This is a genomic window from Neobacillus sp. FW104-15D2, assembly GCF_058790155.1.
This window is the reverse complement of sequence record NZ_JBYTCJ010000017.1, coordinates 64,069-84,946: the sequence shown is the minus strand read 5'-3', so window position 1 is coordinate 84,946 and position 20,878 is coordinate 64,069. Positions and strand designations below refer to the sequence as shown.

At 39.8% G+C, this 20,878-nt stretch carries 24 protein-coding genes; 5 read left to right on the top strand and 19 right to left on the bottom strand.

Features of this window, described 5'->3' with window-relative positions; all coding sequences use genetic code 11:
• Positions 1-97: 97 nt before the first annotated feature.
• From AC3WR0_RS14625 to AC3WR0_RS14570, 12 genes are all read right to left on the bottom strand, one after another.
• Positions 98-865 (bottom strand): TerC family protein, encoded by a 768-nt coding sequence (locus tag AC3WR0_RS14625; protein WP_492552998.1) that lies wholly within the window; start codon positions 863-865, stop codon positions 98-100.
• A 136-nt stretch (positions 866-1,001) separates the two neighbouring features.
• Positions 1,002-1,583: a TerD family protein gene (locus tag AC3WR0_RS14620; protein WP_492552997.1), complete on the bottom strand. Its 582-nt coding sequence runs from the start codon at positions 1,581-1,583 to the stop codon at positions 1,002-1,004.
• 110 nt (positions 1,584-1,693) lie between these two features.
• Entirely contained in the window at positions 1,694-2,269 is a 576-nt protein-coding gene (locus AC3WR0_RS14615; RefSeq protein WP_492552996.1) for a YpjP family protein, read from the bottom strand.
• Between the two features lie 308 nt (positions 2,270-2,577).
• Positions 2,578-3,351 (bottom strand): class I SAM-dependent methyltransferase, encoded by a 774-nt coding sequence (locus tag AC3WR0_RS14610; protein ID WP_492552995.1) that lies wholly within the window; start codon positions 3,349-3,351, stop codon positions 2,578-2,580.
• A gap of 172 nt (positions 3,352-3,523) precedes the next feature.
• Positions 3,524-3,958 carry a BrxA/BrxB family bacilliredoxin gene (locus tag AC3WR0_RS14605; RefSeq protein ID WP_492552994.1) on the bottom strand — a complete coding sequence of 145 codons (435 nt, stop codon included), beginning with the start codon at positions 3,956-3,958 and terminating at the stop codon, positions 3,524-3,526.
• Between the two features lie 72 nt (positions 3,959-4,030).
• Positions 4,031-5,167, bottom strand: a complete 1,137-nt coding sequence (locus AC3WR0_RS14600) for a conserved virulence factor C family protein (RefSeq protein ID WP_492552993.1) — start codon at positions 5,165-5,167, stop codon at positions 4,031-4,033.
• A 56-nt stretch (positions 5,168-5,223) separates the two neighbouring features.
• Complete coding sequence (locus AC3WR0_RS14595) at positions 5,224-7,107, bottom strand: ABC-F family ATP-binding cassette domain-containing protein (protein ID WP_492552992.1); 1,884 nt, start codon at positions 7,105-7,107, stop codon at positions 5,224-5,226.
• Positions 7,104-7,751 (bottom strand): HD domain-containing protein, encoded by a 648-nt coding sequence (locus tag AC3WR0_RS14590; RefSeq protein WP_492552991.1) that lies wholly within the window; start codon positions 7,749-7,751, stop codon positions 7,104-7,106. The genes AC3WR0_RS14595 and AC3WR0_RS14590 overlap by 4 nt, the downstream gene beginning before the upstream one ends.
• Before the next feature lie 164 nt (positions 7,752-7,915).
• Complete coding sequence (locus AC3WR0_RS14585; RefSeq protein ID WP_492552990.1) at positions 7,916-8,764, bottom strand: DegV family protein; 849 nt, start codon at positions 8,762-8,764, stop codon at positions 7,916-7,918.
• Between the two features lie 445 nt (positions 8,765-9,209).
• Positions 9,210-9,689, bottom strand: a complete 480-nt coding sequence (locus AC3WR0_RS14580; RefSeq protein WP_492552989.1) for a glutathione peroxidase — start codon at positions 9,687-9,689, stop codon at positions 9,210-9,212.
• 18 nt (positions 9,690-9,707) lie between these two features.
• Positions 9,708-10,235, bottom strand: a complete 528-nt coding sequence (locus tag AC3WR0_RS14575) for a hypothetical protein (protein WP_492552988.1) — start codon at positions 10,233-10,235, stop codon at positions 9,708-9,710.
• 57 nt (positions 10,236-10,292) lie between these two features.
• Positions 10,293-11,981: a formate--tetrahydrofolate ligase gene (locus AC3WR0_RS14570; protein WP_492552987.1), complete on the bottom strand. Its 1,689-nt coding sequence runs from the start codon at positions 11,979-11,981 to the stop codon at positions 10,293-10,295.
• 332 nt (positions 11,982-12,313) lie between these two features.
• On the opposite strand from AC3WR0_RS14570, the gene metA reads away from it, so the two are divergent.
• The gene (gene metA / locus AC3WR0_RS14565; RefSeq protein WP_492552986.1) at positions 12,314-13,222 is read left to right on the top strand and encodes a homoserine O-acetyltransferase MetA; all 909 of its coding nucleotides are present in this window, start codon (positions 12,314-12,316) and stop codon (positions 13,220-13,222) included.
• A gap of 40 nt (positions 13,223-13,262) precedes the next feature.
• Here the strand turns inward: metA and AC3WR0_RS14560 are convergent, their stop codons facing one another.
• A complete protein-coding gene (locus AC3WR0_RS14560) occupies positions 13,263-13,943 on the bottom strand; it encodes a class I SAM-dependent methyltransferase (RefSeq protein WP_492552985.1) in 681 nt (226 codons plus the stop codon).
• Between the two features lie 134 nt (positions 13,944-14,077).
• Here AC3WR0_RS14560 and AC3WR0_RS14555 point away from each other — a divergent pair, with 134 nt between their 5' ends.
• Entirely contained in the window at positions 14,078-14,290 is a 213-nt protein-coding gene (locus AC3WR0_RS14555) for a DUF3892 domain-containing protein (protein ID WP_492552984.1), read from the top strand.
• A gap of 43 nt (positions 14,291-14,333) precedes the next feature.
• Here AC3WR0_RS14555 and mntR read toward each other — a convergent pair whose 3' ends face one another.
• The 3 genes from mntR to AC3WR0_RS14540 form a co-directional block, all read right to left on the bottom strand.
• Positions 14,334-14,756 (bottom strand): transcriptional regulator MntR, encoded by a 423-nt coding sequence (mntR, locus tag AC3WR0_RS14550; protein ID WP_492552983.1) that lies wholly within the window; start codon positions 14,754-14,756, stop codon positions 14,334-14,336.
• A gap of 184 nt (positions 14,757-14,940) precedes the next feature.
• The gene (locus tag AC3WR0_RS14545) at positions 14,941-17,124 is read right to left on the bottom strand and encodes a DNA topoisomerase III (RefSeq protein ID WP_492553032.1); all 2,184 of its coding nucleotides are present in this window, start codon (positions 17,122-17,124) and stop codon (positions 14,941-14,943) included.
• A 206-nt stretch (positions 17,125-17,330) separates the two neighbouring features.
• On the bottom strand, positions 17,331-17,585 hold the full coding sequence (locus AC3WR0_RS14540; protein ID WP_492552982.1) for a hypothetical protein: 255 nt from the start codon (positions 17,583-17,585) through the stop codon (positions 17,331-17,333).
• A 272-nt stretch (positions 17,586-17,857) separates the two neighbouring features.
• Here AC3WR0_RS14540 and cspD point away from each other — a divergent pair, with 272 nt between their 5' ends.
• Complete coding sequence (gene cspD / locus AC3WR0_RS14535) at positions 17,858-18,058, top strand: cold-shock protein CspD (RefSeq protein ID WP_027321996.1); 201 nt, start codon at positions 17,858-17,860, stop codon at positions 18,056-18,058.
• A 160-nt stretch (positions 18,059-18,218) separates the two neighbouring features.
• Here the strand turns inward: cspD and AC3WR0_RS14530 are convergent, their stop codons facing one another.
• Together AC3WR0_RS14530 and AC3WR0_RS14525 are read right to left on the bottom strand one after the other, a co-directional pair.
• Entirely contained in the window at positions 18,219-18,404 is a 186-nt protein-coding gene (locus AC3WR0_RS14530; RefSeq protein WP_027321995.1) for a zinc-finger domain-containing protein, read from the bottom strand.
• An 18-nt stretch (positions 18,405-18,422) separates the two neighbouring features.
• Complete coding sequence (locus AC3WR0_RS14525) at positions 18,423-19,079, bottom strand: reverse transcriptase-like protein (protein WP_492552981.1); 657 nt, start codon at positions 19,077-19,079, stop codon at positions 18,423-18,425.
• Between the two features lie 142 nt (positions 19,080-19,221).
• On the opposite strand from AC3WR0_RS14525, the gene AC3WR0_RS14520 reads away from it, so the two are divergent.
• Entirely contained in the window at positions 19,222-19,632 is a 411-nt protein-coding gene (locus tag AC3WR0_RS14520) for a reverse transcriptase-like protein (protein WP_492552980.1), read from the top strand.
• Positions 19,629-20,555: a DMT family transporter gene (locus AC3WR0_RS14515; protein ID WP_492552979.1), complete on the top strand. Its 927-nt coding sequence runs from the start codon at positions 19,629-19,631 to the stop codon at positions 20,553-20,555. Before AC3WR0_RS14520 ends, AC3WR0_RS14515 begins: the two co-directional genes overlap by 4 nt.
• Positions 20,556-20,585: 30 nt before the next feature.
• On the opposite strand, the gene AC3WR0_RS14510 is transcribed toward AC3WR0_RS14515, so the two are convergent.
• Positions 20,586-20,855: a DUF6123 family protein gene (locus tag AC3WR0_RS14510; RefSeq protein WP_027321991.1), complete on the bottom strand. Its 270-nt coding sequence runs from the start codon at positions 20,853-20,855 to the stop codon at positions 20,586-20,588.
• Positions 20,856-20,878 lie beyond the last annotated feature (23 nt).

Here is a 20,878-nt window from a genome sequence, read left to right as displayed (position 1 = left end):
TCTTTTAAGCACTCTCTTATTTTCCACATTCTAACAGTGCTTTTGGTTAAAAAGAAAGGGAGCGGACATATGTCTGATCCCTTTTAGCTTTATTCATTTATTGTTCCTGATTTCCGGTTTCCTTCTTCTTATTTACATAGTGGATGATAAATGTTAATCCAAAAGTGATAACTAAGAGAATGAAGAAGTAGGTTGATTCAATTTCAATATGGAATACACCTAGGAACATTTTTACTGCAATAATAGCGATTAATACATAAGCAGTTGTTTCCAGCTCAGGCACACGGTCAATCAGTTTAAGGAATACTCCTGCCACTCCCCGCATCATAAGAACGCCAAGAATACCGCCTATAAACAGTACCCATACCTTCTGGCTTACACCAAAAGCAGCAAGCACACTATCCACAGAGAAGGCAATATCCATTATTTCAACAGCCACAACCGTTCCCCAGAAAATACCGAAAGTACGGATGAGCAGTCCACCCTGTTTCATGCCTTCAGCTTCATCTTCACCCTCGGAATCGCCTTTGCTTTTGTCAATAAAATATTTAATGGACAGCCATGCAAGATAGCCTGCACCAATAACTTTAATCCACCACAGTTTAATTAAGAATACCCCTAAACCAATAGCTACAAAACGGAAGGCATAGGCACCAAGCAGACCATAAAAAAGTGCTTTTTTCCGTTTCTCCACTGGCAGGTGGCGAACCATAACAGCAAGTACAAGAGCGTTATCCGCAGAAAGCAGACCCTCAAGAATAATTAATGTACCAATCAAACCCCAGCTGACAGGGTCAGTTAAAACTTTCCCCCACATATCCCAATCAAAGAATTCTGAATAGGTGTGTAAAATTCCTTCTAACATTTAAAAAGTTCCTCCCAAATTAGAAAAGCATAAGTGCCCGTTTAGTTTAGCAACTTCATTGGGCACTTGAGCTTGACAGTTATCTATTAACCCTTTTAAAAAGACCCGGCAGGACGCCGAGTCCGTTCATTTTTAATTAGCCTACCTGAAGGCCAAAGTCAGTTGCCAAAGCCGCAAGGCCGCCCTGGTAACCACTGCCGATGGCGCTGAATTTCCACTCACCATTATGGCGGTAAAGCTCTCCCGCAACTAGTGCTGTTTCAATAGAAAAGTCTTCGCCAAGATCATAGCGGATTAGTTCTTCGCCAGTTTCCTCATTAAAAATGCGGCAATAGGCATTTGCAACTTGTCCAAAGTTCTGGTTTCTAGTTTCTGCGTCGTGAATGGTGATAGTGAATGCGATACGCTGAATGTTCGCGGGAACAGTTCCAAGGGAGACTTTAACCTGTTCGTCATCTCCATCACCAGCGCCAGTCCGATTATCACCTGTATGTTCTATTGAACCGTTGCCGCCTTTTGGATTGTTATAAAAAACAAAATCGCTTTCGGTTGTTACCTTTCCATTCTCACCAAGCAAAAAGACGGAAGAGTCAAGGTCAAAATCATTGCCTCCGTCATATTTATTTGTATCCCAGCCCAATCCTACTACTACATTTTTCAAACCAGGATTATTTTTTGTTAAATCTACTTTTTGTCCTTTTGATAAACTTACTGCCATTTTTTCATACCTCCGTTTTAGGTTATAGTCTATTTACGAGCTTTTCCTAAAAAAGTTTCACAATTTCATAATAATTTTTTGGGCACCTATATGCAAATATTAGGCGATTTTCAACTCATCCATTTCGGAGGAGTATTTTTATTCCAGTAGATGGATCCCAAAGGATAGTGCTGAGCGAACTCATCAGAGGCTGTATGGTAATGAAAGTTAAACCAGTAGCCAGCCTGAGGAGGATTCTCCCGCCGAACATGAAACCTGATAACATCTTTGCCAGTAAGGGAGTTTTTTATGTGGAAGATTTTTTCGGAATATCCGCCGCCCGGTTCTTCTGAGATAGTTAAATACGCTAAATCTTCTTCCGGTATCTTTGCAGCTGTCTCTTCGATTGCCTTATGAATGTTAGGCAAAATAATCTCCTTAAACTCATTTTCTATTACAGGCTTTATCCTTGATCCGAATTTTTGGTAGGACTGTGACTCTGCCTGTTTGACCATTTCAAAGACTAATTCTTCCCTATCCGGCAGGTTATCACTGTAATACGAAGAATTGTTTGATGCTGCTTCAACCGTATCCCTGTCTGAAGGATTCTTCGAATAGAAGGTATCCATTAGCTGAGAAGGCGATATAAGGCCAAAGGTTAGTACAGATATCAATACAACAAAAGACTTGCGCACCCATTTACTCATATGTAAGTACCCCACAATCCGGAAGATATCCCGTTTTTTCAAATCTTATAAAATATTATACTTCTTTTTTTGAAAAAATGGAAAAATAGGTTTTAAAATTATATGTTAGGTTAATATCTTAATAATAAAGCATAGAACGGGGAGTGGGGATTTCCATGAATCTTGTAGTTTTCTTAGGCTGTTTGTTAATGTTGGTGTATTTTATTTATTTATCTGCAGTTGATTAAGAACAAAAAACGCAAGCAACAATGTAAAATTCTATAGTTTCCTAAACGATAATAAAAGCCAGGCAGCAGCCTGGCTTTATGTTATTTTTCTATATAACCAAAGTGAAATTTGGCTGATTTCCTTACAAGGACCTTAAATCCAAATCTTTCAAAGCGTTTGCTTTTAAAATGGTCTTTTAGAATAACCCTGTTTTTTGCTATCCTTAATGCTTCTTCAATAGCTGCGCTTGTAATTTCCTCTCTTAAAGCAAAATTCCCCAGAGACTTAATACCGTCAGATTCAAGAATACTTTCCTCAAACATAGGATCAAAGTATACACAGTTAAAGGATTCGTCTTGTAATTCCTTAATATAGGTAAAAGCTTCTGCATTCCTGACCGAAATTCTACGCATGGCTGCATCCATCTCATCAATACCGGACATCCAAGTTTTTAGACCGGTTTTGATCATGTAAGATAAATACCTTTGTCCCTCTATTCCAGTAACTTTTCCTTTTTCACCTACAACATAACTTGCTGTAATTGCATCAGATGCTAACCCGAGTGTGCAATCAAGCAGGCTCATACCTTCCTTCAATGATGCAGCATCAATGAAAGGATCCCGTTCTCCCCTTTGGAGCCTTTTTACACGGAACATGGCGGAGTTGGGATGAAAAAAGAACGGTTGGGATTCATTTTTTTTATATAACTCCATCCTGTCTTTTCCAATCACCAGACAGTCACTGTCTTGTTCACTTGTTATAGAAGCTACGGACTGCTTTTTCCTCGGAACATAAGGCACCTGCAGGTCTAAGGCTGCCTTTTTCGCTATCTCTATCATCGCCTGAGTTGTTCGGCCCGCGGTGGTTATAAACATAAAGATCACATACCAGTTCGATTTTATTTTTTAAAATTAAGCTAAAAATCTTAAATGAGCTATATCAGACACCCATGCAAAAAACATAGGCACACAAATGAATGCAATAACAGTTATTCAGGGTAGAGCCAAAAATGAAAAAGAAAGGACGCCTATACGGCATCCCTTAGTTTTAGCAGTTGGCTTCAAATGCAGCCTTTAAGTTTTCCATAACGTTTTCCATGGAGTTTCCTTCTATTTCATGACGTGGAATGAAGTGGACAACTTCCTTGCCCTTTATTAATGCCATGGATGGTGAAGATGGTTCGTAGCCTTCAAAATACTCCCGCATTTTTGCAGTTGCTTCTTTATCCTGTCCAGCAAATACTGTTACAAGATGTTCAGGCTTTTTATCGCTCTGAAGGACAGCCTGGGTTGCAGCAGGACGAGCAAGCCCTGCAGCACATCCGCATACTGAATTAACAACTATTAATGTAGTACCAGATGTATTTTCCATAAAGCTCTCTACATCTTCTGGTGATCCAAGCTCCTGAAATCCTGCTCTGGTAAGCTCTTCTCTCATCGGCTTAACCATTTGTCTCATATATTCTTCATATGCCATTGACATAAATAATCCCTCCAATAGGTCGTATTTACTGTTAGCATACTATACTTGATGGCAGTACTGCAATGAATCGGTTTATTCCTTGCCTTTACGGGACTCCGTCATTTGCTTCCACACAGAACCCAGTGCTGCTTCCCCGCCTTCAATGCGTTCGATTGCCATTTTAACCTGAAGGCTGACCTCGAATTCAGGATCACTTTCGGCTTCTTTTAAAGCTGAAAGGGCTGTTCCACTGCCAACTTCATATAAAAACATCGCCGCTCTCCAGCGAACGAGCTTGCTGTCATCCTTTAAAGCAAGGATCATTTCATCCTCTGCTTCTTCAAAACCTAAATCAGACAGGCAGTCTCCCGCAGTTCGTCTAACTGTGACTGTTTTATCTTTTAAAGCTTTATAAAGGAGCGGAAGAACGGACTTGTCTTTGATCATCCCTATATAAACAGTAGCAAGTCTTCTTACGGAGGCTTTTTCATCGGTAAGAGCTTTTTCAAGCAGTGGGAGATCGTCAATTGTCGGATCATCCATCTGTTCAAGCAGCTGATAGCGAATATGCCAGTCAGGGTTGTCCAAATCGCCAACTTTTACTTTTTTACGCTGGTGTTTTACAGGAGCTGCGCTGTCCCTTTCCTTTGATACACCTAGAGCTACTAGCTCATCAAGGCGTGCTGGTGGATAGGAAGCGATAAGTTCCTCAACAACTTCATTTCCTACTTGATCAAAATCTCCGTATCGGATGCCATAATCCTTCCAGCCACGAAGCAAAATATAATTCTCATCTTCCAGCTGGGCCTTCTCTCTAGCTTGTAAAAAGTATTCAGGCATACCAAAGCGTCTCTCAGTTGTTCCGTCTGAAAGCTTAACCTGCAGAGGAATTTCTTTAAACATTTGAACCTGAACCCTTATTTCACCAAAATGGTCATTAACTTGTGTAGTTTGCTGAGCATTTTCTGCCGTTGTATCTCCAAACGCTTCTCTCACCTTTGGAAGCAATTCCTTCCAATCGTATTTGGCGTTCCTTTCAACAGCAAAAAAGTCTGCAACATGGTAAACTCCCTTTATCCCCTCAATTGAAAGAATTGTTTTTACAACCTCAGGAGCCCCTTCAGAAGCATCTTTTTTATAATTATGGCTTTTGCCCATAGGTAATTCAGTGTTCAATATAATTTTCATTGTATTCGGGCTTGGAGTTGGCTCTATTGATAAAATCTTCAATCCAATCACCTTTTTCCAGTTCTGTATTTTATAACTCTTTACAGCGCTCACTTTTTTTATTGTTCTGCCAGCTCTGACAGATAGCTCCATCTTTCAATCAGGTATTCAAGCCTTTCGTTCAATTCGGCTTCCTTTTTCATTAACTCTTGTCCTTTTGTAAAATCACTTCCGATTCTCTCCATCTCGGAAGCAACCTCTTTCAAGCGGTTTTCAGTTTTTTCAATTTCGTCGTCAATTGATTCCCATTCACGTGTTTCATTATAATTCAATTTTTTCTTTTTTTCCCGTTCGGGAGACTTGGATTGTACGTGTGCTGCCGATTGTACTTTAACCGATGCTGCTTCGGTCTCTTTTTCCAGGTACTCAGAATAATTACCATAGAAGGTGCTGATCATACCCTGGCCTTCTAAAATGAGAAGCTGTTCAGTTACTTTATCAAGAAAATAACGGTCATGGGAAACAGTGATAACTACACCTGGAAAGTCTTCCAGATAGTCTTCAAGGACCGTAAGGGTTTGAGTATCAAGATCATTTGTCGGCTCGTCCAGTAAAAGAACATTCGGAGCGGTCATCAATATTTTCAGCAGGTACAAACGGCGTTTTTCTCCGCCGGAAAGCTTACGAATAGGTGTCCCATGAGAAAATGAAGGAAATAGAAAACGTTCAAGCATCTGAGCGGCTGATATTGTTTTACCATCAGAGGTATCAACCACTTCTGCAGTTTCCTTGATATATTCAATCATCCGCTTATTTCCATCCATATCTTCGCTCTCTTGAGTATAGTAAGCGATTTTTACTGTCTGCCCCATCTGATATTCCCCATTATCCAGGGGAATCTTTTTAGCCAGAATATTTAACAGCGTGGATTTTCCCGTACCATTACGGCCAATGATGCCCAATCTGTCACCGGGTTTTACCAGCAAATTAAAATGGCTGAGAATGGTTTTTTCACCATAGGTTTTGGAGGCATCTTTTAGTTCGAATACCTGTTTTCCTAGTCTGCTTCCGTTTAGGGAAATATCCAGCTTTTCAGATGACCTGCCGCCTCCCACTTGTTCTTCCAGACCTTCAAAACGCTGGATACGGGCCTTTTGTTTCGTGGACCGTGCTTTTGCGCCTCTGCGGATCCACTCCAATTCTCTTCTGAATAAATTTTTTCTTTTATCCAGTGTGGCTGCCTCATTTTCCTCACGGATGGCCTTTGCTTCCAAAAACGATGCATAATTCCCTTTATAGGTGTACAAGTTTCCTCCATCTAATTCAAAAATCCTGTTCGTGACTCTATCAAGGAAATAACGGTCGTGGGTAACCAAAAGCAGGGCACCATTATAGCGGCCCAAATAATCCTCAAGCCATTTTACAGTATCAAAATCAAGATGGTTTGTTGGTTCATCCAATATGAGTAAATCAGGGGATTCAATCAGAACCTGTGCTAAAGCGACACGCTTTTTCTGTCCACCTGAAAGCTCTCCAACTCTTGCGCCAAAGTTTTCGATACCAAGTTTCATTAAAACGGTTTTGGCATTTGTACTTGCATCCCATGCATTAAGGGCATCCATTTGCTTTTGATATTCGAATAAGGATTCCTGCAGTCTATTATCTTCGGGTGACTGGTTTAAATTGATTAAGGCCCTTTCGTATTCCCTCATCAATTTTAGTATAGGGGAATTTCCTCTGAAAACCTGCTCAAGAACCGTCTCGTCTGTCTCAAAATCAGGATTTTGTTCCAAATAAGCAATCGTATAATCCTTGGCTGTAATTATCTCGCCATTATCCGGAACATCAATACCGGCCACAATTTTAAGCAAGGAAGATTTCCCTGTACCATTGACGCCAATCAGGCCCACCCGCTCTTTTTCCCCAATAGTGAAGGAAATGTTCCTAAACAGTTCCTTTTCACCATAGGTTTTTAATAAATTTTCTCCAGTGAGCATTTTCATTGTTGACCATTCCATTCCTTATAGAATTGATTCAAAAAGGTTTCCATCACATTTTGGCGTTCTTCAGCCATGTTCCTGGCTGTTTCTGTATTCATTAAATCTTTTAGTTTTAACAGCTTCTCATAAAAATGATTGATAGAGGTCGATTTGCCTTTTCGATATTCCTGCTCCGTCATTTTATCTCTTGTTAAAATTTCAGGGTTGTATATTTGCTGCCCTTTTTTCCCGCCATAGGCAAAGGCTCTGGCAATACCAATAGCTCCAATAGCATCAAGACGGTCCGCATCCTGGACAATTTTAGCTTCCATAGATGGAAGCTCCATTTTTCGGCCCCCTTTAAAAGAGATTGAATCTATGATTTCTTTTATCCGTTCTCTTGAATCTGCCGACAATTCTAACGTACTCAGAAAAGCATTTAATTTTTGTGTGCCCTTTTCAGCACTTTCATTTAGTTTTTCATCCGGTATATCATGAAGCAGGGCTGCCAATTCAATAATAAACGGATCCCCTGTTCCTTCTTTTTCGCATATATAAAGCGCATTACAGCGCACACGTTCAATATGAAACCAATCATGTCCAGTCGGGTCTTCCCCGAGCTCACTGCGGACAAAGTCTTCTATATATTTAACCATTTCTATATTCATTCTTATTCCCCGCTTTCCATCCATGCTATTTTACCAAAAAAGGAAGTATTATTCTAAGGAAACCTCAGCCCTTGCCAAGCGATTAAGTTATAGATGTAACAGCTTTGGCCCGATTCTTCTCTAATCCAGGAAAAAGCCAAAAGAAAAAAGTGCTCACAGGCACTTTATTTCAGTTCGTTATACCAGCTGATTCCCAGCGTATTCTCTCCTGCATGGACTCCTATTGTTGCACCAAGCGGGCAGCAGTAAAAATGGAGATTCGGAAATTCCTCCTGAAGCTCGTTTTTCCATTCTTCAGCTGATTCTAAATGAAGGCCATATAATATATAAGCCTCTTTGAATTGATTCTTTTCGTAAGACGAGCGAAGATATTCTATCATTTTTTCCTTTGCCTTCTTGTCTCCTCTTGCCTTTTCCTTTACCTCGAGGACACCGTCTGCAATCGATATTATTGGTTTCACTTTAAGCATGCTTCCCAAATAAAACTGGACACCAGACATCCTGCCGCTGCGGTGCAGCTGTTCCAGACTTCCCACCACAACATAAGTTTCATTGGAGTCCCTTATATTCTCCACATCTGCCCTTACTTCTTCCATGGTTTTACCGGAAGCCGCTGTCTCGATTGCCCTTTTAAGAAGAACAGATAAGGGATAAGCGAGAATTTTGGAGTCAATTGAAGTTATTGGGATATCCACAAGCTGTGCAGCCTGTTCACTTGATGAAAATGTACCGCTCAGTTTGGAAGAAAGCAGAACAGATACAATCTGCTCATATTCTTTGGAGAGTTTCTCATACAATTCCTGAAAGGCGCCAATAGACGGCTGTGATGTTTTGGGAGGGTTATTCAAATATTTAAGCCTTTCAAAAAGCTGCTCTGATGTCAGGTCAATTCCATCCAAAAATTCTTCTCCATCTAATAAAACAGTTAAAGGAATGCTATATAAATCAGGGTTGTTTTTTAATTCATCATCTAAAAAAGCAGTGCTGTCTGTTACCCAAGCAATCTTTTTCATCTGCTCTCCCCTTTTTTAAGTTTATAGGTCTGTTAAAAATTTACTTTTTTATACTCTAGGTCCTCGCTTTCCGCAAGTAACTCGCGAGCTGCACGTCGCATTGCCTGCTGGGTCTCCTTTGGACCACTTTTTTCTCTTCTCCCTCGTGCAGTGTTTTTGAATTCACGTTCAACGTTCAGAGGGAAAAATGTTAAAGTCAGCTTCAACATTACATAGTATAAAACAACTTACCGAAAATTCAGTCTTTAATTCTAACTCTAACGGGTTTTTAACAAAAAGTAAATTATAAAATATACGATTTGGTCTGTATATAAATAATACACTTGGGATGCTCCCAAGTGTATTATGCGAATTATCTTTTTTAAAATCCATAATGGTTTAGAAATTTTTAGGGTTAAAGAATTTTAGTTAGTTACCCCTTTAATTTACTTATACAAGACATAAGCTATTTTAACAAGGCTTCAATATCTGGAATAATATCTTTCGGTTTTGTAGCGGGTGCAAATCGTTTGATGACATTTCCGTTGGCATCGACTAAGAATTTAGTAAAATTCCATTTAACTGCCTTAACGCCAAGAAGTCCAGGAGCATTCTCAGTCAAATAAACAAATAAAGGATGAGCATCCTTGCCGTTCACATCCACTTTTTTAAACATTGGAAATGTAACACCATAGTTAACTTGGCAAAAAGACTCTATTTCCTCCTCGGTACCCGGCTCCTGATTCATAAATTGGTTGCACGGGAAACCTAAAACAGAAAAACCCCTGTCTTTATATTTTTCATAAAGCTCCTGCAGTTCCTGGTACTGTGGCGTAAATCCGCATTTGCTTGCAGTGTTTACAATCATAAGCACTTTGCCATTGTACTCCTCCATGGAAACTTCTTTCCCGGAAATCGTTTTGGCGCTAAAAGAATAAACCGACATATCAGCCCTCCATTTCTGCTAGCTTATGATTAGCTCTCTTACTTCTCTGAGCGTAACCAGCATGTAATCAATCATATCCACTAGGTCATCCATTTGATCCTCTGTAATGATTCTATCAAATTGGACTGTAATTGTATTGCAAATAGTATCGTTCTTATCAAAAGGGCTAATAGTAGCAGCTTGACTGATTTTCCTATCTTTTCCCCATATACGTTTGAACATCTCAGCAATAGTTGAAAAATAATCAAGCTCGTTTTTATGAATGAAGGTAAATTCCAGCTTCACTGTGCAGCCTTCTTCACCACTTGAAAAGTGACCAAGGAGAAGTTCAGATGCCAAGTTTTGCAGCCTGGCATCCAGCACAATCCTGGCATGGGATTCTTCCGCATCAGCCAGCTGGAACATTAAATCAAAAGATCTGGAAAGCTTTGCAAGATTGACAATATCATTTCGGTCAGTGATTACTATTTGTTTATCCAAATCCTTATCATACAAAGCACCTTCCAAAACCACTTTCATATTATCGAAAGCCGTAGGGTCAAACATTAACTTCACCTCTTAGAAAAGCTTCAGCGCCATTAGTGGCGCTGAAGCTGGAGCATTTTAAAATAGGCCCACGGCATTACCATCTTCATCCACATCCATTTTTAATGCGGCTGGTTTCTTTGGCAGGCCTGGCATTGTCATCACTTCTCCTGTCAAGGCTACCAAAAACCCTGCACCAATGGAAGGCTTGAACTCCCTAACTGTTACAGTAAAACCAACCGGACGCCCAAGCTTAGCAGGATCATCTGACAAGGAGTACTGAGATTTAGCCATACAAATCGGAAGATCTGACCATCCGAATTTTTCAAAATCGATAAGCTGTTTTTTTGCTTTTGGAGAAAACTCTACTCCTTCTCCTCCGTAAACCTTTTGAACAATTGTTTTTACTTTTTCTTCAATTGAGTCAGACAACTCATATAGTGGGTGGAAGTTATTTTCACTTTCATCAATAACCTTTAAAAGGAGTTCAGCAAGTGCTTCTCCACCGGCGCCGCCTTTTTCCCAAACTTCTGTGAGAGCGACAGGGATATTTTCATTTGAACAAAATTCTAGAAGATTCTGAACCTCGAGATCAGTGTCTGCTGTAAAACGGTTGATAGCAACGACTGCTGGGAGTCCGAAACTCTGAATTGTTTCAATATGTTTTTTCAGATTAGCAAAGCCTTTAATCAGTGCTTCTACATTCTCATTTCCTAGTTCAGATTTTGCTACTCCGCCATGCATTTTCAATGCGCGGATTGTGGCTACAATAACCACAGCCTCCGGTTTTATCCCTGCACTTCTTGATTTAATATGAAGAAATTTTTCTGCCCCAAGATCAGCGCCAAAACCGCCTTCTGTTATAACATAATCCGCAAGTTTTGAAGCGGCTTGTGTAGCGATCACACTATTGCAGCCATGGGCAATGTTTGCAAACGGACCGCCATGAACCAAAGCAGGTGTATGCTCAATGGTTTGAACAAGGTTTGGTTTAACAGCGTCCTTTAACAGAAGTGCAAGAGCCCCCTCAACTCCGAGGTCGCCCACTGTAACAGGCTCTTTTTGATAATTATAAGCAACAACCATTCTTGAAAGTCTCAGCTTCAAATCCTTAAGATCACTTGCAAGGCATAGTACAGCCATTATCTCGGAGGCAACTGTAATATCAAAGCCATCTTCCCGGGGAACGCCTTGAAGCGGGCCGCCTAAACCAATAATCACTTTTCTTAATGCCCTGTCATTTAAATCAACAGCCCTTTTCCAAACAATTCGGCGCTGATCGATTTGCAGCTCATTTCCCTGCTGCATATGGTTATCAAGGAGAGCTGCAAGAGCATTATTTGCTGTGGTAATGGCATGGAGATCACCTGTAAAATGAAGATTGATATCCTCCATTGGAAGGACCTGAGAGTAGCCTCCTCCAGTAGCTCCGCCTTTAATGCCCATTGTTGGCCCAAGGGAAGGCTCACGCATGGCAATCATGGCATTTTTACCGATACGGTTAAAAGCATCTGCAAGGCCAACTGTGACGGTTGATTTGCCTTCACCTGCAGGAGTAGGATTGATGGATGTTACTAATATAATTTTTCCGCTCACTTTTGTTTTTAGTTTAGCTAATGCTTCATTTGATATTTTCGCTTTAAATTTACCATATAATTCAAGGTCATCTTCAGTTAACCCTATTTTTGCCGCTATTTCTTTAATTGGCTTCATTGTTGCCTGCTGTGCAATTTCAATATCAGATTTAAATTCTGTTTTCATTGTCATAACAATCCCCCAATTCCCCTCTGAAAAGAATATTATTCATTTTCATTGTACCAAATCAATGGTCCATAGAGAGGAAGATAAATATGAAATTTTTGTTCATTTTTTATTGTTCCAAAAGAAAAAACCGTTATAATTGTGTTGAACGTTTTTTAAGAAAATTTAGTACAATGCAGGATTAAAGCTCCACATAGAAGTGGCCAGTCGAATTTTATGGGTCCTTACCTGCTAAAGAAAACTTGGTTGGGCCTTTAGATGAGATCAGTGCCATAGTTTCACTGTGTCGTTTGGAATGATTGGATATAAATTCCTATAAATAAAAAGGGGGAACGAAAATGCCTATTAACATACCAAAACTTCTCCCTGCACGGGAGACATTGGAGAAGGAAAATATCTTTGTGATGGATGATGAAAGAGCCTATACACAGGATATCAGGCCTCTTAACATCCTTATTTTAAATCTAATGCCCATTAAGGAAACAACTGAGACACAGCTATTGCGGGTTCTTGGTAACACTCCTTTACAGGTGAATGTCACCTTTTTAAAAACAGATACATATCAATCAAGGAATACGAGCAGGGATCATCTCGATTTATTTTACCAAAGCTTTTCGGATATAAAGGGCCAAAAATTTGATGGTCTTATTATTACAGGCGCTCCTGTCGAGCTGATGGAGTTCGAAAATGTTGGCTATTGGCCGGAATTGACTGAAATAATGGAATGGTCAAAAACCAATGTAACATCTACTCTGCACATTTGCTGGGGTGCCCAGGCAGCACTTCATTATCATTATGGAATTGGAAAAATGACCCTTCCAAGTAAATGCTCAGGAGTATATTCCCACAAGGTCCATGAACCAAATGAAAGGCTGATGATGGGGTTTAATGACTTCTTTTTTGCTCCCCATTCACGCAACACGGATGTTTCTTCTGAGGAGATAGAAGGCCATCCGGCTCTCAAACTGCTTGCCTCCTCTAAAGAGGCTGGTGCTCTTATTATTGCCTCAAAAGATGGAAGGCATATTATGATAACCGGCCATCTTGAGTATGAGGCAGGAACGCTGGCCTGGGAATATGAGCGGGATTTACAAAAGGGGCTGGATATAAAAATTCCGGAGCATTATTTTCCACAGGATGACCCAGCCCAGGCACCAGTGAACAGTTGGCGTTCTCATGGATTTCTCCTTTTCTCTAACTGGTTAAATTATTATGTATACCAACAAACACCATATACATGGAAATAAAAGAAGCTGTGCCCCTCGTTGAGTGGTACAGCTTTTTGCTTTATTCGTTTTTCTGAAGCATAAAAACCCACATGAAAGACAGTGATTGCTTTAAATTGAGCGGTAAAGAATCCACTGGAAAATGATCTGTTCCTTTTTTGTAGACCCCTATTTCATCAATCTTTGTAAATCCATTTTCGCTTGCGAGCCTGTCTAACTCCCATGGCATCATAGTATTGCAAATAACTCTTTCTCCGTATAGACGTGAATAGCTGTTGTTTCTTGGCATAGCTGTTGGGCCCAATAGACCGATGCATGCATATCCGTCTTTTTTCAGGATTCTATGAATCTCTTTTAAGACCAACAATGGATTTTCGGTCCATTCCATCGAATTTATTGCCAGCACCCCATCAAATAACTGCTTATCAAAAGGAAGATTGGAAATATCACTTTGAACCCATTCGACAAGTGAGCCGGAGCTTGTTTTTGCTTTTTGAAGCATTTCCTCTGAAACATCTGCCCCTGTCACGTTATATCCCAAACTTGCCAGCTTTGCAGAAGCATAACCGTCACCACAGCCGAGGTCCGCAACTTTTGAACCCACAGGTATCTGCCTTTGAAAAAATGGCAGGATATCCTTTCTGCTCCCTGTTTCCCACATATCTCTGCTTTTAGAGTGCCAGCTCTGAGCCATTTTATTCCATTGTTTTTCCGCTTCATCTTTCCAATTAAACTTCTCCATAAATAACCACCCTTTTCAAATCATTGAATATGATAAGCTATAGAATTTATTACTTACTTCTTCAGACTTTATGGAAAAACCTTTGTTTACAAACATGAAGAACGTGTAAAACTAAAAAAAGGAGGTGTTGCTAGATGGAAAAAATAATCGCCCTTCACCGAAATTACTTTGGTGATATTATAAGCTTTGCAACCTCAGAGGGCCGAATAATTTCTTACAGGAAAGCATTGGAGGAAGCTAAAAACGGAGTGTTCGAAGGAGTAGAAAGTATTGTTGATTCAACTGGAAATCCCTCCCTAATTCCATCGCCAGAAAATTCTTTTGACCAGCTGCCGGAAATATATTAGAAGGGTGCCTCTTATTATTGAGACACCCTTTCTTATGCGATAATTACTGTTCTTCATTTTGTTTTGATATGATTTTTAATGCCTCAGCCCTTGCTGGATCTTCCTCAAAAAACTGAACCAAATCACCGATTCTGTCGATAGAATCCCAGCTTAGGTGATGCTCGATACCTTCTACATCTTTATAAATATTTTCATCTTTAACACCAATAATTTTAAGAAGCTGTTCGAGCAGTTCATGACGGTAAACAAGACGCTTTCCTATCTTTTTTCCTTTTGAAGTTAGTACAAGACCCCTGTACTTTTCATATAAAAGATATTCATCTTTATCAAGCTTTTGAACCATCTTAGTTACTGAGGACGGATGCACCGACAGTGCTTCAGCTATATCCGAGACTCGGGCATAGCCTTTGTCTTCGATTAATATATATATTTGTTCAATGTAATCTTCCATACTAGGCGTCGGCATCCCGTACCCTCCCGTTTCTTTTAGAAAAACTCGGTATTCTCAAGTTTTTCTTATGCGTTCAGAAGTTATGGATATAAATTCTGTTAGCTAAAAATAAACCATTAAAAGTTTACTATATAAACTTCCCAGAAACAAGGCACTATTTTATCCTATGAAGCCCTGCTTACTAATAGCCATATTGTTCTTAACTTTTAGCTCCTGTCTTTACATGGCTTTTTTCTTGGAATACAAAATTCACCTTACCCGCCTGTTCATCCCATGAAAGTTTAGCACTAAAGGTTTTATCTTTATTTTTAAAGCCTTCAATCAGGTCTGTCTGACCTTCAGATAACAACTTTTTTATGTTACTCTGGGTGATGGCTTTTCCTAGAATTCTTTTTGATAGAGTAAAATTACAGTTATTTTTCTTATAATTGCTGCAGCCATAAAAACTCCCTTTATCTACAACCTGTCCATCGCATTTTTTACAAGGCCCAAGCTTTGTGAAGGACTTTCTTCCCTTCTGTTTTCCAGGTGTAAATGTGCTGCGATCTTCCTCAGAAAACTCCCACTCCGCAGAACGAGTGCTGCTGGAGGTTATCAAATGGACGACCATTTTATTAGTCTGCTCCATAAAGTTCTTTGGCGAGGCAGCCCCTTCTGAAATTTCCTTAAGCTTTTTCTCCCATTTCGCGGTCATCTCAGGCGAAGCGAGAATTTGCCCGCCAATGGCATCAATTAGGATTTTCGCTTTTGCTGTTGCGTACACGAGATTTTTATTGACTTCAATATAAAGGCGATCTTTCAGCATAGTGATAATTCCTGCTCTTGTTGCCTCGGTACCGAGGCCCTCTGTGTGACTGAGTACCTTTTCCAATTCCTTGTCCTCAATATGCTTTCCAGCTGTTTTCATCAGAGTAATTAGCTGGCCCTCAGTATACCGTTTAGGCGGCTGCGTATGACTTTCTTTCACTTCCGCTTTTTCTGTTATCCCTTCCTCGCCCTCTAAAAGAGAAGGCAGCGCAGGATCTTCATCCTTTTCCTTTAGAGAAAGGACCTTTCTCCAGCCCTCTTCAATTTGGACTTTACCTTTTGAGATAAATGAGGCGCGGCCATCCACCATTGTTATAACAGTTGTATATTGAGCTATCGCCTTGTTGTAATGTGCCGCAATCAGGCTTGTTGCGATTAAATCATATAATTTCCGTTCATCTGGCGGCAACTTTTCTACATTAGGAATCTGCTCTGTAGGGATGATGGCATAGTGGTCAGTTACCTTTTTATCATTAACATACCTTTTGTTCTCGGCAATTGACGAAACAGGCAAAGGGAAAAATCCTTCATAATCCTTAATTGCCCCCAGCTTTCTAAGAATATCAGGAAAGGTTTCAGCCTCACCTTTTGTCACAAACCTCGAGTCCGAACGCGGATATGAAACATTCCCCTTTTGGTAAAGCTTCTGAAGAACATCAAGCGTCTTTTTAGGCGGAAATTTGAATCGTTTATTTGCTTCTGCCTGTAGCGTTGACAGATTATAAAGAAGTGGCGGCAAAAATTCCTTTGTTTCAGCCTGGACCTTAGCCACAGCAGCAGGCTTGTCCATGCAAAAGGCAGCAATCTTTTCAGCCATTTCCTTTGACTTGATTCGGGTTTCTCCATCCTTTTCCCATTTACCTGTATACTTTTTTCCGTTTATTTTAAATTTGGCATGGACTTCCCAAAATGGCTCAGACTTGAAATTCTCTATTTCTCTCTCCCTTTTTACAATTAAAGCAAGAGTAGGTGTCTGCACCCTTCCGACAGAAAAAACATCGGCAAATCCTTGTTTCTGCAATAGAAGGCTGTACAATCTGGAGGCATTCATACCAACAATCCAATCTGAACAGGCCCGTGTATATGCCTCATAATATAAATTTCGGGTGTCCTGGTCAGTTAAGAGATTCTTAAAACCTTCTCGAATGGAATTAGGAGTAAGTGAGGAAATCCAAAGCCTCCGCATTGGCTTATTACACTTTGCTAGACGTAAGACATTCCGGATAATAAGCTCGCCTTCCCGCCCTGCATCGCCGGCATGGATAATTTCAGTTACTCTCCGGTCACCAGCAAGTTTCTTGATTGTCGAAAATTGCTTTGCTTTGTCTTTGGTTACCTCGTATTCAAATTGTTCGGGGATTATTGGAAGATTGTCGAGTGTCCACTTTTTCCACTCAGGCTTGTATTTCTCTGGAGATACCAGCTGGCATAAGTGTCCGATTGCCCAAGTTACAAATGCTCCCTCTATGAAAATATCATTTGGTAATATCTCAATATAATCTGGATGTTTTTTTGTTTTGAAAACAGAAGCAAGAGTCTTGCCCTGGTCAGGCTTTTCAGCAATAATCAGCTTCATGCATTTGCTCCAATCTACGGAAACCTGGCAGCGCAGCACCAAATCCCCTTTTATAATATAAATGCTTTTAAAGAGTCCATATCCATTGTAGACCTGTATTCTAAAAATAGTAAAGTCAAAAATTAAATGTAAGTAACTCATCAGATAGTACTGCTAAAAATAAAAAAACCGGGGCAGCTGCTGACTGCTCCGGGTACTTCCGTTAATTATTTGTACCAGTTTTCTTTAGGAATAATGTTTGAAACGGTAAGGATTAACGAAGGAATTCTTTCTACTTCAAAAATAATTGCTCCTATTTTTTCATTAAACATAATAAAAGCCTTACCATGGGAAAAAGAAGAAAGCTGATCTCCGATATGAAGCAGCGACATAATAATTGCCTTTTTTTCTTCTGATTCAATCGTAATATTTGGCGAAAATCTTAAAATCCATTCCTCTCCCTCAACTGAAAAACGGTACATTCCCTCACCCTTCACTCTTTCAAATGATTATTAAAAGATATGAGCAGAGTGGATTTTTATGTTTAATCCTGCATAGTTAAACGTGTTTTTTTTATATTCACAATCTTTTAATATTATCGATGAATTATCATAAAAAACCGCTTACATTTCTTGACTGACAAAAATATTTTGTGTATATTATAACCATCATAAAATGTACAAAAAAACATTTTATGATAATATTCACCTAGGGCACAAAATGTGTCTTGAAAGGCATAGGAGGAAAAAGTTAAATGCAAAACGGTAAAGTAAAATGGTTCAACAATGAAAAAGGTTTCGGTTTTATTGAAGTTGAAGGCGGCGACGATGTATTCGTACACTTCTCTGCTATCTCAGGAGATGGCTTCAAGTCTTTAGAAGAAGGCCAAGAAGTTTCTTTTGAAATCGTTGAAGGAAACCGTGGACCTCAAGCTGCAAACGTTGTAAAACTTTAATTCGAACAGCATATAGGAAGGCTGGCAAAATGCCAGCCTTTTATTTTTTTGCTGGCATTTTGCCCAGCCTTTTATTTTTTTTGCTGGTATTTTGCCAGCCTTTTATTTTAGCTTTTTTTATTTTCCATTGACGGGATTGTCAGTATTTATTTTTATTCCCCTAAGATAGTTTTCCACCGTATTCTTTCAATTTCTCCCCAACTGTACATTGACTAATGCAAAAACGATGCGCCTGCCTGCGCCCCTTTTCCTGCCTAATCTGTCTGTGCAAAAAGCAGCCGTCACAATAAATGCCAATAATCGATTCAACGTTTTCCAAAACTTCTTTTCTTTCCGCTTCCTTCACAGTCTTCCCTCCAACTTTCTATAGCAGCTGTGTTCTGCTGAAGATTTCTTTACCTTCTAATGCCTGGCTTGCCAGCTTATCCGCTTCCTTATTTTCATTCCTGTTAATCGGGCTGTATTTTGGTTCCAAACCAAGCTGCCTTAACTTTGCTTCAATCCTGTCCAGCCAGCGATTTAATACTTCCTCATAGCAAGGCCATTCCCCATCAAGCTGTTTCAGTACAACCGCTGAGTCCCCTCTAAATTCACATGGGAGATTACGTACATCCATTTCCTCAAGAATGTTAAGAGCAAAATAAAATGCTGCATACTCTGCTTCATTATTTGTATCCATTTCACCAATAAGCTGGTTTGCCCGAACACGGTATTTTTTCTTTCCCTGGCGAAAGAAGACCACTGCACCAAGCCCTGCCTTATTGGTTTCTTTTTGAAAACCTCCGTCGAAATAAACAAGAAGGTCGTGGGGATCCTCCTCAATTTCTGTCAGGAGCTTTTTCATTTCTTTAAGATTCCAGGAGGTTCCTATTTCGTCATAAAAAGTTATATCAATCGCTTTACCCGATTTTTCTAGTTCCTCGCCAGCTTGAATCGCTGTTTCACCCTCAAGAAAATCAGATGAGAATAAAATTTTTTGGTTACCTTTTAATTTATAATTCCATTCCATTTTATATTTCAATGATCTTCAGCCTTTCGAAATTTTTTTGCCAAAAGGGCTTACCCTTTATAGTACCCAACTTTTGGTGGAAATGCGATTAATACTGCCTGCAGAATCAATGGGAATATGGTAAAATTTTAAAAGACATTGGAGGAATGACAAATTGATCGAAGTATATATTGACGGAGCAAGTGCCGGCAATCCAGGACCCAGTGGAGCTGGAATTTTTATAAAAGGACACGGTTCAGCAGAAAAGTATTCAGTTCCGCTCGGAACTATGTCAAACCACGAAGCGGAGTACCATGCATTTATTAAAGCGCTGGAAATTTGCCTTGAAAAGGGCTATGCCACTGTTTCTTTCAGAACGGATTCAGAGCTTGTAAACAGGGCCGTTGAAAAGGAATTTGCCAAAAATCAAAGCTTTGCGCCTTTACTAGAAAAAGCACTTGGCTTAACACGCCAGTTTGATTTATTTTTTATGAAATGGATTCCCAGCCGGGAAAATAAAACAGCCGATGAATTGGCACGGCTTGCTATCAGAAAAAATCATCCGGAGGACAAAACACAAAAATGAAAAAATCACTGTTTGCTGATTCCAGCCTGCTGCTTGTTACTCTAATTTGGGGGATGACCTTCGTCCTGGTCCAAAATGCAATAGATAAACTGGAGCCCTTCTCCTTTAATGGTGTTCGCTTCTTAATCGCTGCCCTTTTACTGGGTCTTTGGCTGATCCTTTTTGAAAGGAAGCAGCTCGCTTTTTTTAATAGAAAAATGCTTTTCTCAGGAATACTGATGGGATTTTGGCTTTTTCTAGGTTATGCTACACAAACAATGGGGCTGCTGTATACCACTTCTTCAAAAGCAGGCTTTATTACTGGCTTATCGGTAGTACTTGTACCTCTTTTCTCGTTTTTGCTAATGAAGCAATCACCAAGCCGTAATGCTATATTGGGAGTTATAATCGCAACATTAGGTCTATTCCTTCTGACTATGACAGATATAACCGGTCTTAACTTTGGCGATGCCATGGTTTTTATTTGTGCAATCGCATTTGCTATGCATATTATCATAACTGGAAAGTTCAGCGAGAAATATCCTTCACTTCTTTTAACTGTCATCCAAATTTCTACTGTTGCCATTTTCTCTATCATTTCTTCTTTTTTATTTGAGGATTGGAAAAGAGCATTTGAACCAGCTATTATGGAATCCGGTGATGTTTTGACTGCTCTTGTTGTAACCTCAGTGTTCGCAACAGCTATCGCTTTTTTTGCACAAACCAATTTTCAGAGATATACAACTCCAACACGTGTTGCATTGATTTTTGCAATGGAGCCGGTGTTTGCCGCCATTACCGGATATGTATGGGCGCATGAACATCTTTCCAACAGCGCCCTTATCGGATGTGTCCTGATTTTTGCCGGGATGGTATTTGCCGAGCTGCCTGCTGGCAAAATTCCCTTCCTGCGCAAAAAGGAAGCAATCGAAGGGAAAATTTAAAAAAACAAGGGCATGCGTTTTGCATGCCCTTTAAATAGCCAGCAATTCTTTCTCTTTTACAAACTTTATTGCTGCTGTTCTTGTTCTAATTTTATTTTGTATAAACGTTTCTAGCAATGACATATAAAAACTTCCGTCAAAGCTCTTTTGAGCTTTTAGTGTCAGCTCAATCGCCGCGTTAATCAGTTCATCTGGTGCGTTGGTATAATGCTTGCCAAAATATATAAAACCAATCGCATCCTCGTGCAGCTGAAAACCTTTCCCTTGAAGCGCATTCAGATATTGATCTACCGTCCGCAATCTTTTACCCTTCCTCTCGTACA